Raw genomic sequence first — 14,468 nt, 5'->3', positions numbered from 1 at the left:
TTTCTATCTTGGCAACTGAATTGGTAGAGAATAACCCTGTGGCTGCGGGCCATGCTGCATGCAGCCGGTCCGCACCAGACGTTACAGGAGTTTTGCCTCATGCCTCCTTCCAGTCCCGCAGGCGCCGCCGCGCCGTTTCGATCCCCGATCCCGCTTTCGGCCATTGCCGACACCATTTCCAGGCTGCGGTTCGGCGCGGTCACCCTGACCGTCCATGACGGCAGGCTCGTCCAGATGGATGTCACCGAACGCCAGCGTTTCTCCTGAACCTGCGGCCCTCATGCCATGAAAGGGACCGCATGTGCCGGACCTTGGAATACTGAATCTCGCCGATATCTGGCCTTTCATCCTGGCGGGCTTTGCAGCTCAGATGGTGGATGGCGCATTGGGAATGGCGTTCGGCGTCATCTCCAGCACGCTGCTGGTCTCGGTGCTGGGAGTGCCGCCTGCGCAAGCCTCGGCAGGCGTGCATCTGGCCGAGGTGTTCACCACCGGCGCGTCGGGGCTCAGCCACGCCTGGCACCGCAACATCGATTGGTCGCTGTTTGCCAGGCTAGTGGTGCCCGGTGTCGTCGGCGGGGTGCTGGGGGCTTATGTGCTGTCGAATATCGATGCGGGCCTCGCCCGGCCGCTGGTGATGGCGTATCTCGCGATCATCGGCGCGATGCTGCTCTATCGCGCCTGGCGCTTTCCTCCGCACAAGTTCGACGACCCCAGGGTCGTCGCGCCGCTGGGGCTGGCGGGCGGATTCCTTGATGCGGCAGGCGGCGGCGGCTGGGGGCCGGTGGTCACGTCCAACCTGCTGATCCAGGGCAGCGAACCGCGCAAGACTATCGGCACGGTGAGCGCGTCCGAGTTCTTCCTCACCGTCTCGATCTCGCTGACCTTCATCCTGACCCTGGGCTTCGAGGCGTTCACCAAGGCAACCATCGGCCTGCTGATCGGCGGCGTGCTTGCCGCCCCGTTCGGCGCGATCCTCGCCAAGAACGTGCGCCCGCGCATCCTGCTGTTCATGGTCGGCGCCGTATTGACGCTGACCAGCGCGTTCAGCATCTGGAAGGCGCTGGTGTAAAGGGCAGGGGGAGCCTTGTGCCGACGCGGCAAGCAGATCGAAGCGTCAGCCCCGCCGGAACGCGGCAAGTTTCATCGGTTCGCCGCTGATGACTGCCTCGCCCGTGGTGATCAACTCGGCTCCTCCCGGAGCCGGCGGAACGGTATCACCGATCATCGGCAGCAGAACGAGCGAGTCGATGGCCGGTGGCTCGTCCCCCAGTGTCGCCAGCGTGTAATTGTCGATCACCTCGAATGCGGTCAGCGCACCCCACCATTGCTCGTCGTTGCGCATGGCAAGCTCGAGCTGGCCGAGCGAGTGGCGCGAATGATATTTGAGATCTGTTGCCATGGTTCCATCTCCTGTGGTCAAGGTATGCCCAGCTGCGATTTCACGTTGGCGACCTTCGCGGTCCGATCTGCCGTCTTGCAGTAGTCGCTGTTGAGTTTTGCTCCGATCTGATCGCGCAATTCGATTTCGGACAGGCCGTCAGGCAGGTTGAATTGGGCGGCGAGCAGGTCGCGATTGTCGGTCGCGATCGCTGGATCGCTATTTCGCGTCGCGACGAGGATGGCGCGCAACTCCCGGGTCGATGCCTGCACGTCCTCGACGACGTCGCATCCGGAGGTCGCCTTGTCGAGGCGCAGTTCGGCGTCGTTCTTGGCGGTCACGGCCTGCCTGGTAATCTTGGAAATCGCCAGCGCGAACGAACCAGCGCGCTGCAAGGCTGCGATGTCTCCGATCGCCAGAGGCAACGGATAGCTTTCCACGTCGCGCTGCATCGCCTGAACGAGCACCAGCCGCCGCTTTGCGCGCTCCTCTTCCATCGCCGCGAACATCGCAGGCAGCGACTGGTTGAAGAACAGGTTCTTGTCGAAGCTGCTGCGGGCGCCAGTGAACGCAGCAATGGCAGCGGCAAGCGGTCCAACCTCGTCCGCCTCTGCCACAGACGCAACTCCGGTCAGTCCCAGAAGCGCCAGGTCGAAGCCTATCGCACTGGTGCGACTTTCGGAATCTGCGCTGGTCTGGAAGTCGGCATATTGGGCATCGATGGCATTCATGTAGAGCGTGATGACCAGATCGCGATATTGACGCTGGGTGAGTCCACCGCGATCGCGAGTGTCGGCGCTGTGATAGGCTGCGATCGCATCTGGCCAGCTATAAGGTTTGAGACTGGCGAGAATGTCCTGCGTGGAGACAACCGGCTGTTGCGCCGAACGCAGGCTGGTGCACCCCGTCACCAGCATCGCGCCCAAGGCGCACGCGAATAAAGCTGTCTTGCCCCGTGTCATCGCATCTGCCCCCGCTGTCTGGATACGTCCAGTTGCAGCAGAGGATATACGATAGGGCCACGCAGAAAAATTAAACTACATTAACCTTGCAGATTTGTGATGTCCCAGCCGAGCAGGGATAGCTGAATTACTATATTGACAGGGCAAAGTGCCACCAAGGCTCAGAATGAAACCTTCGGCGCGTTGCCCAGTGTCGCCCGCTCGTCATTACCCAGCTCCCAGAAGTTCTGCGGCTTGAAGCCCAGAACGCCGGCGAACAGCACCGCGGGGAAGGATTCGATCCCCGCGTTATAATCCGCACTGGCGGCATTATAGGCGCGGCGCGCGGCGGCGAGCTTGTCCTCGACATCGGCGAGCTCGTGCTGAAGCGTCTGGAAATTGGTGTTGGCCTTGAGGTCGGGATACGCTTCGGCCAGCGCGAACAGGTTCTTGAGCGCGCCGCCCAGCGCCATCTCGGCGCCTTGTGCCTCGCCCGGGCCGCGCGCTGCCAGCGCATTGCCGCGCGCAGCGATTACCGCCTCGAGCGCGCTCTTTTCATGCGCGGCATAGCCCTGCACGGTATTCACCAGATTGGGGATCAGGTCGTGCCGCTGGCGCAGCCCCGCATCGATATCAGCCCAGCCCTGGCGGCAATTGGCGCGCAGCGCGACCAGCCGGTTGTAGATCAGCACAACCGCCAGCAACAGCACGACGACGACACCAGCTATGATCCATTCCATAGACAATCCCCCATTGCGAGCCCTAGAGCTATCATGCGCGCGCGCCGGGGGGAATGCCGATGATCACAGTGCCCGATGTCGATACGTTGATGGCAGGTGACCTGGGAACGTGGCTCACCGGGCAGGATCAGGCACGCAAGGATGCCAAGAGCCGGGCAGCGAAATGGTGGATCGCAGGGGCCGTCATCGGCCTGCCGTTCCTGCTGGGACTGGCGATCGAAGGCTTTCTGGGTCAGCTGTTCGCGCTCATCGGCATGGGGATCATGGCGATCTGCGCCGGCAAGGGGGCGATGATCCGCCAGGCGGTGGTCACCAGCCTCAAGACACAGATGAACACCACGCTGGCCCGCACGCTGGGCATTTCCTATTCCGCCGCAGCTTCGATTGGAGAGGAATTCGAGCTCGCCTGCCGGTTCGATTTGCTGCCATCCTATACCCGCAAGACCTGCCAGGATCTGTGGCAAGGCGATCTGGGGGGTACGCGTTTCAACCTGTACGAGGCCACGCTGATCGAACGGCGCGGGTCGGGCAAGAATGCGCGCGATGTCACCGTGTTCAGCGGCGTCATCCTGAAGATGCATTTCGCGCGCGACTTTCACGGCGTCACCCTGATCGAGCGGCAGCGGATGAGGCTCGCCCTGTTCGGCGACAGTCAGACCAAGGACGGCATCAGGCTGGAGCGGGTAAAGATGGTCGACCCGCGCTTCGAAAAGGCGTTCGATGTCTATGGCAGCGATGGGGTGGAAGCGCGGTATCTGGTGCACCCGGCCTATTGCGAACGCCTGATCGCGCTGGAGGACAAGTTCGAGGGCAAGAAGCTCAAGGCGCTGTTTCACAGGGGCGATGTCATCGTGACGATGGAAAGCGACGATCTGTTCGAAAGCGGCTCGCTCGATCCGCGCCGCGATCGCGAACTGCTGGCGCGCACGATCGAGCAGTTCCGCGCCATGGCGGACATGATCACGAGCCTGAACGAGCGGCCGAGAGGCTGATCAGATCGCCATGATGGCAGCGGCGATCCAGCGGTCTTCGGATCGCAGGATGCCCCAGGCGCGCGCGGCGGCGCGGCTGTCCATCGCCTCCACGCCGATGCCGCGTTCTTCCATCGCGCGGATGAAGGCGCGGGGAGGGTGGGCGAGCGCCGGGCCGGTCCCCAGCAGCATGAATTCGGGCGGCGGGTCCATCGCCAGCACCTGCTCCAACGCCGCGATACCGAGCGCGTCGATCGCTGGCGCATCCCAAGGCATCGCCGAGACGGGGGTCAGCACCAGGCTGGATTCGACCCGGCGCGGGCCCAGATTGTCGCCGTCGAGCTTGAAGCCGTGCGCGGTGAAGCCCGTGATCACCGGGCCGGACGCGCGCGGGTCCTGGTTGAATTCAGCCATGGTAAGCGCTGCCGATCAGGGCTGGGCGCCCCCGACGCCCTCTTTCAGCTTGGCTGCGGCCTTGTCGGCATCAGTCATCTGAGGGATGAAGCTGTGCGCGCCCACGCCCAGCCACACCAGGATCGGGTTGGCCATGTACACCGACGAATAGGCGCCGACGAACAGCCCCAGAGTCATCGCGGCAGTAAAGCCGAAGATCACGCCCGGGCCAATCAGCAGCAGCACCAGCAAAGCGACCAGCATGGTCAGCGATGTCATCACGGTGCGCGCCAGGGTCTCGTTGGTCGACAGGTCGAGCAGCGCGATCATGTCCATCTTGCGGTACTTGCGCAGGTTCTCGCGCACGCGGTCGAACACCACGATCGTATCGTTGAGCGAATAGCCGATGATGGTCAGCAGCGCGGCGACGATGTTGAGGTTGAACTCGAGCTGGGTCAGCGCGAAGAAGCCGAAGGTCAGCACCACGTCGTGGAACAGCGCGAACAGCGCGGCGAGCCCGAACTGCCATTCGAACCGGAACCAGATGTAGACCGCAATCGCGAGCATCGCGAACACCAGCGAATATACGCCGGTCGTCAGGAGCTCTTCGGACACCTTGCCCGATACGGAATCAACGCCGTCGATGCGCGCGCCCTGCGCGGCATATTCCTTGGTGATCATCTGCGTCACGCGGCTGGTGACGGCATTGACCTCGTCGACATTGTCGCCGGCGAGCCGCATGCGGACCGAAACCTGGTTGGGCTGGCCGAAGCGCTGGATCGTCGATTCGCCGAGGTTGAGCGCCTCGATGTCTTCGCGCAGATCGGACACGGGGGCTTCGGCCACCTTGTCGAAGGTCACCTGGATCATCTGGCCGCCGACGAAATCGACGCCCAGATTGAGGCCGCGCACCCCGACCAGCACGAGCGATGCGATGATCGACAGCAGGCTGATCGTCATCGCCAGCTTGCGCCAGCGCAGGAAGCGGATGTTGGTATCGTCGGGAACGAGCTTGAGGAGCTTCATGGGGTCAAGCCTTCCTTAAATGACCAGCTCGCGCGGACGCGCGCGCTTGAGCCAGATGGCGACGAACATGCGGGTGACGTACACCGCAGTCCACACCGATGTGAGGATGCCGATCATCAGCACCACGGCAAAGCCGCGCACCGGGCCGGAGCCGAACAGGAACAAAAGCACGGCGGCAATCACGTTGGTGATATTGGCATCGAAAATCGCGCGCGAGGCTTCGGTATAGCCGACCTCGATAGCCTGGACGATACGCCGGCCCGCCTTTCGCTCTTCTCGAATGCGTTCGTTGATGAGCACGTTGGCGTCGACCGCCGCGCCGATGGTGAGCACGAAGCCCGCGATCCCCGGCAGCGTGAGTGTCGCGTTCATCAGCGCCATGATTCCCAGGATCAGGAAAATGTTCAGGATCAGCGCGATGTTGGCATAGAGGCCGAAGCGGCCATAGGTCGCCGCCATCAGCACCAGCACCGCGATCGTCGCGATGCCGCCTGCGAGCAGGCCGAGCTGCACCGATTCGGTGCCGAGATCAGGACCGACCGAGCGCTCCTCAACCACCTTCAGTTCGACCGGCAGTGCGCCCGAGCGCAGCGCGATCGCCAGCTGGTTGGCACTTTCGGTGGTGAAGCTGCCGGAGATCTGGGCGGAGCCGCCCAGGATCGGTTCGTTGATGTTGGGAGCGGACAGCACTTCGCCGTCTAGGATGATCGCGAAAGGCTTGTTGACGTTTTCCTGCGTCAGCCGAGCAAAGCGCGATCCACCCTCGCGGTCGAAGGTGATCGACACGACGGGTTCGTTGGTCTGCTGGTCGAAGCTCGCCTGCGCGTTGGTCAGCTTGTCGCCACGGATACCGCCCAGACGGCGCACCGCGATCGGCGTGCCGCCGGCCGGGTTGCTGGGGTAGGGGACGACCTCGCTGCCCACCGGGGCGCGGCCTGCGGCGATGTCTTCGGGGCTGGCGTTCTGGTCGACCAGCTTGAATTCGAGTTCGGCGGTCTGGCCGAGCAGTTCCTTGAGCGCTTCGGGATCTTCGAGGCCCGGTACCTGGACGACGATGCGGTTGTCGCCCTGGCGGATGATGGTCGGCTCGCGCGTGCCCAGTTCGTCGATGCGCTTGCGCACCACTTCGGTCGCGGTTTCCATCGCCTGGTCGAGCGCCTCGGTCAGGCCCGCTTCGGTCGGAGTCAGCACGATGCGGCTGGTGTCGCGCACCTCAATGTCCCAGTCGCGCTGGCCGGTCAGGCCCGCACCCGTGGTCATCGGCAGGATCGCCTCGCGCGCGGCATCGACCTGCGACACGTCGCGCACCAGGAACGAAAGTTTGCCGCCTTCGCGCGAGATATCGCCAATGCCGATCCGCGGCTTGGCGGCGCGCATGGCGGTGCGCACGGTCTCTTCCATGTTCTCCAGACGCTGCGCCGCGACATCCTTGGGGTCGCCCTCCAGCAGGATGTGGCTGCCACCCTGAAGGTCGAGCCCCAGATTGATCTTTTCCTGCGGAAGGAAGGATGGATAATAAGGCGAGATGCTGGCAGGCAGCAGGCTGGGGATCGCCAGCAGCACGCCCAAAGCGAGCATCAGGCTGATCGAGATCGTTTTCCAGCGCGGAAAATCAAGCATTCTCAAGGCTTCCTTGGCAGTGCCGCGTCATGCGTCGCACAGGGGCGGGCAAGGCGGACGCGAACCGGATGTGCGCGCCATATATTCATGTGGCTCATTTGCGGCAAGGCGATAGGTCAATCGTTGGCGGGCGCACCGCCGGGCTGGACGACATCGCTCAGCGTTGCCTTGACCGCGCGCACCTTGGCACCGCCCAGATCCAGCTCGACATAGATGTCGTCGACCTTGGTCACCTTGCCGACCAGACCGCCGCCGGTAACGACCTGATCGCCACGCTTGACCGCATCGATCTTGGCCTTGTGCGCTTTCATCTGCCGCTGTTGCGGCCGGATGATCAGGAAATAGAAGATCAGCAGCAGCGGCACGAACATCAAAAGCTGAGTCCAGGCCGGAGCCCCACCGGGAGCAGCCGCAGCCAATGCAAGCAAAAGTGTCGAGTCCATGTCGATAAATTCCGAATGTCTGAAAAAAGCACAGGAGAGCGACGCGGCATAAAAACCCGGTCGCGGCGATGGGCGCGCCTATCATCATCGGCCGCTTATGGCAATTGGCGATGACCTGTGCGTTGCGGGCGAACGACGGGCTTGCCATTCGTGTCGCACCGCCATATAGGCGCGCTTCCCATCAGCCGCAGCGCGGCGATGGCACGGTCGGGACGTAGCGCAGCCTGGTAGCGCATCACACTGGGGGTGTGGGGGTCGGAGGTTCGAATCCTCTCGTCCCGACCAATTTTCTCACCGCAGCGATCAAGGCGATCGGGCGGCATTCAGCCAAACATCTCGGTATCGATCGTCCGCTGCATGGTTGCGCCATAGCGTGGGCCGGCGACGGTCTGCTGGTTGATCATCGCATCGATCCGCGCGGCGGCATCGGCGGGGATGGTCCAGTCGGTCCGCGCGAAATTCTCTTCCATGTGCGCGATCGATCCGGTGCCGGGAATGGCGACGATATGCTCGCCGCGCGACAGCACCCAGGCGAGCGACAGCTGCGCAGGCGTGACCCCGTGTTCGGCCGCCAGCGCGCAGAATTGATCGACCAGGGCGAGGTTCGCGGGCCAGTTCTCGTCGTTGAAGCGCGGCATTGCGCGCCGCAGATCGTTGTCTGCCAGCGCGGCAACATCGCGCACGCCCCCTGCCAGCACGCCGCGCGCAACCGGCGAGAAGGCGACGAAGGTCGTCCCCAGTTCGCGGCAGGCATCGAGCACGGCGATCTCGGGCTCGCGCGTCCACGGCGAATATTCGGTCTGCATCGCAGCGATCGGGTGGATCGCTGCCGCACGGCGCAGGGTGTCGGCCGACATCTCGGACAGGCCGATGCTGCCGATCTTGCCCTCTTTCACCAGCTCGGCCATCGCGCCTACCGATTCTTCGATCGGCACGCTGCGGTCGCGGCGGTGCATATAATAAAGGTCGACATGGTCGGTCTGCAGCCGGGTCAGCGATTCATCGATGCAGCGGCGGATGCTTTGCGGGCTGCAGTCGATCCCGCGCTTCTCGCCCTCGATGACGATGCCCATCTTGGTCGCGAGGAAGAATTCGCCGCGCCGTCCCTTCAGCGCCTCGCCAATCAGCTTCTCGTTATGGCCCAGACCATAGATGTTGGCGGTGTCGAGATGATCATAGCCGATATCCAGCGCCCGGTTGAGCAGGGCGATCGCCACGTCGCGCGGGGGCAGGGCGCCATAGCCCCAGCTCAGCGACATGCAGCCAAGGCCGATGGGGTTGACCGGTTTGCCGTTGATCGTGCGGGATGTCATGGACAGGCCTTTCTGAACCGGAAGTGGTGCGCTTCTGGCCGGTCGCACAGATGGTGTTTGTCGGTCAACTGCCCTGTCCGGAAGTGCCGGTCATTGAAGCCAGATTGCCCTGTGGGCGATTCGGCGTGCATGTCCCGGCAAGGCGCGCCGCGACGGGGGATCTACCCGATGCTGCAACGGCGGCGGGTGGGTTTCACCGCCAGACGGCACAGTGCGTCGTGGCGGGCGCAGCCTAGTGCAAGCCCTTGTCTTTGATCGTTTAAACTGGCGGTTTGCGAAACTCAAAACGCGGCGATCGCGCGAATTGATGCGGCGCTCTGTCGATGTATCAGCCCCGTCTGGTTCCAGAACAAGACGCTTGGCGTGTCAGTATTTTATCCTCTTTTCCGCGTTTCGTAACTCGGCTATATGCACGGTTCCCAAGGGTGCGGGGGATAGGGGTCGGGCCATGTGCGTGTCCTTCCTGCGCCAGTGCAAGAAATTTGTCTTGCCAGAGTCCCAAGGGTGTCGATACAACGCGGGCTCTTGTTTCCGCAACGAAGGGGAAAAGTACCATGAAGTCCATCATCAAGCTGAGCCCGGTTTTCGCCGCCGCTAGCGTTCTGGCTCTCGCAGCCTGCACTCCGGAAGAAGCCGCTGAAGCTCCTGCTGAAGAAACCACTGAAGCTCCTGCTGAAGAAGCCATGGAAGCTCCGGCCGCTGAAGGCGCCGAAGCTGGCATGGAAGCCGGAATGGAAGCTGGCGCCGAAGCCGGTGCTGAAGCTGGTGCCGAAGCCGGTGCCGCTGCTGGCGCAGAAGCTGCTCCGGCCGCTCCCGCCGCTCCTGCTGAATAAGCAGACGCGCAGCTTCGCCTGAAAAGGCAAAAGCTCTAAAAGACGCCCGGCACCCTAATGGGGTTGCCGGGCGTTTTTGCGTTTCACACCCGTTTTCCGCGCATTTACTAACGATTAGGGTGTTGCCGTTAAGACTTAACATCGCGTAGCCACATTCCGGCCCCTGCCGGACGTGGACCACGCGAGGGTTTCGCTTCATCGGGGGCAGGTTATGACGGCGACAATGGGCAAGCAGATCGGGGTGGGCCAGGCGGCCACCGACCGCCGCTACGCCATTCGCATCAATGTGCAGATCGACGCCGACCTGCTCGAGCAGGGGCGTCGCCGCTGCGGTGTCACGCTCACCAACCTTTCGATCACCGGATGCCGGTTCGAATCCGACTATCTGCTTCGGCTGCCCGCGCCGATCACGCTGCTGATCGATGGCGTCGATCCGATCGTCGGCGAAGTGGTGTGGGCCGAAGGCAAGCTGGTCGGGTGCCATTTTGCCGAGGCGCTGAGCCCGACGATCTGCAACCGCATCATCCGCACGCTGCGCGATCGCGCCAAACGGCCCTAGGCCGCCAGAATTCTCTCGAAATAACGGTGCAACTCGTCCGCATTGCGGTCCCAGCTGAACCGCGCGACGCATGCGCGGACTGCGGCCGGGTCCGGACGCGCAGCAAGCACGCGGCCGATGGCATCGGCCAGCGCGGCAGGGTGAGCGTCTGCGATCAGCCCGGCGACCGGATCGGTGAGCAGCTCTGCCGCGCCGCCGGCGTCGCAGATCACGATGGGCGTCCCGCAGGCGAGCGATTCGACCCAGGCATTGGCGAGGCCCTCGGACTTTGACGGCAGCACCATCACGTCGGCCGCCGCGATCCAGCGGGGCAGGTCGTCATGCGGCAGCGACCCTGCGAAGGTGACGCGGCTGTCGACCCCCAGCCGCACGGCAAGCGCGCGGAATTCCGCCTCCGCTTCGCCCGCGCCAGCCAGAACCAGCGTCGCATCGGGCATGAGCGGCAGCGCTTCGATGATCAGGTTCTGGCGCTTGCGCGGGATCAGGGCACCCACCGAAATCAGCATCTGGCCAGTGATGCCCAGCTGTTGGCGCAACGCGCTGCCGTCCTGGGGCGCAAAGCGCTGCTGGTCGCAGCCGGTATAGTGCACCATGATGCGATCGGCGGGCATGCCCAGCGCGACCATGTCCGCCTTCAGCGCCGCCGATACCGCAAGCAGACCATTGGCATCGCGCCCTGCCTGCACCACTGCCTCTCGCGTTCTGGCAGCGTTGCCCCAATGGTGAATGTCGGCACCGCGTGCCTTGACCGAATAGGGCAGGCCCAATTCCTGCGCGATGATGCGCGCGGCGGGGCCATCGGGATAGAAGAATTCGGCATCGATCAAATCGAACGGCTGTTCGCGGTGCAGCCTGCGCACCATCGGCAGGACGGCGCGGGCGAGCAGCTGCGGCTGCCAGTGGCTGCCGATTCCTGGCACATGCATAAAGCGGGGGCGATGGACATCCAGCCCGTGCCAGCTTTCGTGCGCGGGCAGCGCGGCGATCGCGCGGTAGCGCGAATGGCGCGACAGCGGCCAGGGCGGCACCGCCTGTGGACTGATCACCGTGACCTCGACGCCGGCGCGTGCCGCCAGCGCCGCGGTCTGGCGCTCGACGAATATCCCGAAATTGGGGCGGGCCGCATTGGGAAACAGCGTGGCGAGGGTGAAGATGCGCATATCGCCGTTGCTTCTACAGCGCGCGGATTAACGTTTCTGCCACGGCCAGCCACGGCGGATTGCTCACCACCTGCTGGCGGGAGCCTGCGCCCGGCGGCAGAATCTGGATACGCTCGCCATCGCGCGCGATCAGTCGGCCGAAGACGAAGCGACCGGCGGGGCGGGGCACCAATACGTCGCAGTTGAGAGCCGAGGCGATGCCGTCTGCATCGATCCGCCGCAGCCACAGCGTGTCGCCGCTGCGATACTCGCCCAAGCTGCCGATCACCCGCATCGCCACCATCTGGTCGTTCGGGATCGGCGGAACGGCGGTTTCCGGGCGGCTGAGCGCCTGCGCGCCATCGGCTCCGAGCAGCGCGACGACCGCCAGCTCGGCGGTGGTTTCGGTGCTCACCAGCGCGCTGCTGTCGACCTCGAGCGCTGCGGCGATGCGGTTGAGCCAGTCGAGCGACAGGGTGCGCGTCCCGGTCTCCAGCCGCCCGATGGTCTGCGCGGTGGTCGGCGGATCGCAGCGCCGGGCGACATCGTCCAGCGTCATGCGGCGGGCACGGCGGACATCGCGGATACGGTTGATCATGGAGCATCCTCTCGAACCGGATTGGAAAACAACTTTCCTACAATCCAACCGCCATGGCAAGACGATATCGGCACAAACGAACCGATATGGATGGTGGTGATGGCAAAGGCTGAAGGGTTTGGTGCTGTCCGGCAGGTGGCCGGGCGGTTGTTGACGGAGCGCGCGATCGAGGGCGAGACGGTGGCGCGCGCAAACCGAAGCGCGCGGCCTGCGCGATCGGTGACGGTGAACCTGGCTGAATCGCCGTTGGGCTGGCTGCTCGCGCGCGGGCTGATCGACGAGCGGCAGTTCGAGGCAGGCGAGAAACTGCGCGCCGATTGGGAGCGGGCGAACCTGGCCCCGTCTATCACCATGCGCTGGGACGCCGCACCGCGATCCGGCGGCTATCGCGGCAGCGACGACCATCTCGAGCCGACCGAACGCCAGGCGGCGGCGCGCCAGCGTTTCGATGCGGCAATCACCGCGCTGGGCCGCGACCTGAATGACATCGCCTGGCGGGTTATCTGCTCGGGCGAGGCGATGCCGGTGGCCGAAAAGGCGCTGGGCTGGCCGGTGCGCTCCGGCCGCCTGGTGCTGCGCATGGCGCTCGACCGGCTGGCGGATTTCTATCGGCTGCCTTGAGAGACTAGCTCAGTCCCCTGCCTTCGCAGGGGACCGGGTAGGGACCGGAGCGACAGTCGGTGGCGTTACCCCATCGCCTCGACCTGCTCGGCCAGATCCAGCCAGCGCATTTCGGCGGCGTCCTTCTCTTCGCGGGCCTTCTCGATCGCCCTGGTCAGCGCGGCGAACTTGGCGGGATCGCGGGTATACAACTCCGGGTCGGAGAGCGCGGCCTCATCGCGCGCGATGGCCGCCTCGATGGCCTCGATCCTTTCGGGCAGAGTGTCGTAATCGCGCTGGTCCTTGTAGCTCAATTTGACCTTCTGCGAGACCGGCTTGGGGATCGCGGCAGCTGCCGCGGCGGCGGCCTCGGCCTTGCTGCGGTTCGACTTGACCCAGTCGGCGGTGCGCTGCTTGCGCTTGGCTTCCCAGTCGGCATAGCCGCCCGCAACGACATCGACCACGCCCGAGCCGTCAAGCCCGAGCGTCACGGTGACGGTGCGGTCTAGAAAGTCGCGGTCATGGCTGACGATCAGCACCGTGCCGTCATAATCGGCGATGACCTCCTGCAGCAGGTCGAGCGTTTCGAGATCGAGATCGTTGGTCGGCTCATCGAGCACCAGCAGGTTGGAGGCGCGGGCGAACTCGCGCGCCAGCAGCAGCCGCGAGCGTTCGCCGCCCGACAAGGTGCCGACGCGCGCCTCGACCAGTCCCGGATCGAACAGGAACTCTTTCAGATAGCCCTGGATGTGCTTGCGCACCCCGCGCACGTCGATCCAGTCTCCGCCCTCGGCGAGCACGTCGCGCACGCGCTTTTCGGGCGACATCAATTTGCGCTGCTGGTCGATGATCACGCCGTCCAATGTCTTGGCGAGGGTGATCGTGCCGCTGTCGGGCGCGAGCTCGCCGGTGAGCAGGCGGATCAATGTGGTCTTGCCCGCGCCGTTCGCGCCGACGATGCCGATGCGGTCGCCACGCTGCACCCTGAGCGAAAAGTCCTTGATGATCGTGCGCGCGTCTTCACCTTCGCCGAACGTCTTGAACACCCGGTCGGCGACGATCACCGACTTGGTCTTGCTGTCGTCGCTCACGGCTTTCAGCTTGGCGGTGCCCTGCGGCCCCAGCATCGCGGCGCGGGCTGCGCGCATTTCCCAAAGCTTGGCGAGCCGCCCCTGGTTGCGCTTGCGCCTGGCGGTGACCCCGCGCTCGAGCCAGTGCGCCTCGATCTTGAGCTTGGCGTCCATCTTGTCGGCGGCGCGGGCCTCCTCGGCATAAACCTGCTCCATCCACGCCTCGTATCCGCCAAAGCCGATCTCCTGGCGTCGCAGATTGCCGCGATCGAGCCACAGGGTTTGCTTCGTTAGCCGTTCTAGGAATGTGCGGTCATGGCTGATCACCACGAACGCGCCGTTGAAGCGCCCGAGCCAGCTTTCCAGCCAGTCTATCGCGGCAAGGTCGAGATGGTTGGTCGGCTCGTCGAGCAGCAGCACATCGGGCTCGCTTGCGAGCGCGCGGCAGATCGCGGCGCGCCTGCGCTCGCCACCGCTGGCGGTCGCTGCCTCGCGCGACAGATCGATGCCGATCTGGTCGGCGATCGCGGCGACCTCGTGCGCGGGCGGAGCATCGTCTCCGGCGAGCGCCCAGTCGTTCAGCGTGGCGAACCCCTTGAAGTCGGGGTCCTGCGCCAGCATCACGCAGCGGATTCCCGGCTGGATGGTGCGCCGTCCGCGATCCGCCTCGATATCGCCCGCGATCAGTCGCAGCATCGTGGTCTTGCCTGCACCGTTGCGCCCGATCAGCGCCAGCCGGTCGCGCGGGCCGACATGCAGGTTGATATCGCGGAACAGCCAGCCGGTGCCCTGGATCAGGCCAAGGTCTTCATAGGATAGGACGGGGGGTGTGGACATGCGC

17 protein-coding genes and 1 tRNA gene are annotated in these 14,468 nt (G+C 64.5%); 7 read left to right on the top strand and 11 right to left on the bottom strand.

All coding sequences use genetic code 11. The annotated features are described in order from the left end of the window. Positions 1-99 precede the first annotated feature (99 nt). Entirely contained in the window at positions 100-267 is a 168-nt protein-coding gene (locus tag B5J99_RS00645; RefSeq protein WP_117351120.1) for a YezD family protein, read from the top strand. A gap of 34 nt (positions 268-301) precedes the next feature. Then, positions 302-1,072: a sulfite exporter TauE/SafE family protein gene (locus tag B5J99_RS00640; RefSeq protein ID WP_117351119.1), complete on the top strand. Its 771-nt coding sequence runs from the start codon at positions 302-304 to the stop codon at positions 1,070-1,072. Between the two features lie 45 nt (positions 1,073-1,117). Here the strand turns inward: B5J99_RS00640 and B5J99_RS00635 are convergent, their stop codons facing one another. From B5J99_RS00635 to B5J99_RS00625, 3 genes are all read right to left on the bottom strand, one after another. Beyond that, positions 1,118-1,402 carry a hypothetical protein gene (locus B5J99_RS00635; RefSeq protein ID WP_054134210.1) on the bottom strand — a complete coding sequence of 95 codons (285 nt, stop codon included), beginning with the start codon at positions 1,400-1,402 and terminating at the stop codon, positions 1,118-1,120. A gap of 17 nt (positions 1,403-1,419) precedes the next feature. Beyond that, a complete protein-coding gene (locus B5J99_RS00630; protein WP_162892391.1) occupies positions 1,420-2,343 on the bottom strand; it encodes a hypothetical protein in 924 nt (307 codons plus the stop codon). Between the two features lie 161 nt (positions 2,344-2,504). Next, positions 2,505-3,062, bottom strand: a complete 558-nt coding sequence (locus B5J99_RS00625; RefSeq protein ID WP_117351117.1) for a LemA family protein — start codon at positions 3,060-3,062, stop codon at positions 2,505-2,507. A gap of 59 nt (positions 3,063-3,121) precedes the next feature. Between B5J99_RS00625 and B5J99_RS00620 the strand changes: the two genes are divergently transcribed. Beyond that, complete coding sequence (locus B5J99_RS00620) at positions 3,122-4,054, top strand: DUF3137 domain-containing protein (protein ID WP_162892389.1); 933 nt, start codon at positions 3,122-3,124, stop codon at positions 4,052-4,054. Here the strand turns inward: B5J99_RS00620 and B5J99_RS00615 are convergent, their stop codons facing one another. The 4 genes from B5J99_RS00615 to yajC all read right to left on the bottom strand — a co-directional run bounded on the left by B5J99_RS00615 (position 4,055) and on the right by yajC (position 7,515). Further along, positions 4,055-4,447 (bottom strand): Mth938-like domain-containing protein, encoded by a 393-nt coding sequence (locus B5J99_RS00615; protein WP_117351115.1) that lies wholly within the window; start codon positions 4,445-4,447, stop codon positions 4,055-4,057. It lies immediately after the preceding gene. Positions 4,448-4,462: 15 nt separating this feature from the next. Continuing rightward, complete coding sequence (gene secF, locus B5J99_RS00610) at positions 4,463-5,452, bottom strand: protein translocase subunit SecF (protein ID WP_054134215.1); 990 nt, start codon at positions 5,450-5,452, stop codon at positions 4,463-4,465. A gap of 15 nt (positions 5,453-5,467) precedes the next feature. Then, positions 5,468-7,072: a protein translocase subunit SecD gene (gene secD, locus B5J99_RS00605; protein ID WP_069050566.1), complete on the bottom strand. Its 1,605-nt coding sequence runs from the start codon at positions 7,070-7,072 to the stop codon at positions 5,468-5,470. Positions 7,073-7,188: 116 nt separating this feature from the next. Continuing rightward, entirely contained in the window at positions 7,189-7,515 is a 327-nt protein-coding gene (yajC, locus tag B5J99_RS00600; protein ID WP_069050565.1) for a preprotein translocase subunit YajC, read from the bottom strand. A gap of 208 nt (positions 7,516-7,723) precedes the next feature. Here yajC and B5J99_RS00595 point away from each other — a divergent pair. After that, positions 7,724-7,800: transfer RNA gene (locus B5J99_RS00595), tRNA-Pro, on the top strand. Between the two features lie 38 nt (positions 7,801-7,838). Here B5J99_RS00595 and B5J99_RS00590 read toward each other — a convergent pair. Further along, positions 7,839-8,828 carry an aldo/keto reductase gene (locus tag B5J99_RS00590; RefSeq protein WP_117351114.1) on the bottom strand — a complete coding sequence of 330 codons (990 nt, stop codon included), beginning with the start codon at positions 8,826-8,828 and terminating at the stop codon, positions 7,839-7,841. A 554-nt stretch (positions 8,829-9,382) separates the two neighbouring features. Here B5J99_RS00590 and B5J99_RS00585 point away from each other — a divergent pair. Further along, on the top strand, positions 9,383-9,661 hold the full coding sequence (locus tag B5J99_RS00585; protein ID WP_117351113.1) for a hypothetical protein: 279 nt from the start codon (positions 9,383-9,385) through the stop codon (positions 9,659-9,661). A gap of 211 nt (positions 9,662-9,872) precedes the next feature. Further along, on the top strand, positions 9,873-10,220 hold the full coding sequence (locus B5J99_RS00580; RefSeq protein WP_082382182.1) for a PilZ domain-containing protein: 348 nt from the start codon (positions 9,873-9,875) through the stop codon (positions 10,218-10,220). On the opposite strand, the gene B5J99_RS00575 is transcribed toward B5J99_RS00580, so the two are convergent. Together B5J99_RS00575 and B5J99_RS00570 are read right to left on the bottom strand one after the other, a co-directional pair. Then, entirely contained in the window at positions 10,217-11,380 is a 1,164-nt protein-coding gene (locus B5J99_RS00575; protein WP_117351112.1) for a glycosyltransferase, read from the bottom strand. The two genes, B5J99_RS00580 and B5J99_RS00575, sit on opposite strands and share 4 nt — an antisense overlap. A 13-nt stretch (positions 11,381-11,393) precedes the next feature. Then, on the bottom strand, positions 11,394-11,957 hold the full coding sequence (locus B5J99_RS00570) for a helix-turn-helix domain-containing protein (RefSeq protein ID WP_117351111.1): 564 nt from the start codon (positions 11,955-11,957) through the stop codon (positions 11,394-11,396). Between the two features lie 99 nt (positions 11,958-12,056). Here B5J99_RS00570 and B5J99_RS00565 point away from each other — a divergent pair, with 99 nt between their 5' ends. Next, the gene (locus B5J99_RS00565; RefSeq protein WP_236823345.1) at positions 12,057-12,578 is read left to right on the top strand and encodes a DUF6456 domain-containing protein; all 522 of its coding nucleotides are present in this window, start codon (positions 12,057-12,059) and stop codon (positions 12,576-12,578) included. A 65-nt stretch (positions 12,579-12,643) separates the two neighbouring features. On the opposite strand, the gene B5J99_RS00560 is transcribed toward B5J99_RS00565, so the two are convergent. Then, positions 12,644-14,464, bottom strand: a complete 1,821-nt coding sequence (locus tag B5J99_RS00560) for an ABC-F family ATP-binding cassette domain-containing protein (RefSeq protein WP_117351110.1) — start codon at positions 14,462-14,464, stop codon at positions 12,644-12,646. Positions 14,465-14,468: the final 4 nt, after the last annotated feature.

Source organism: Blastomonas fulva (assembly GCF_003431825.1).
Classification (GTDB): Bacteria; Pseudomonadota; Alphaproteobacteria; order Sphingomonadales; family Sphingomonadaceae; genus Blastomonas; species Blastomonas fulva.
This window is presented reverse-complemented; position numbering and strand designations above follow the sequence as displayed.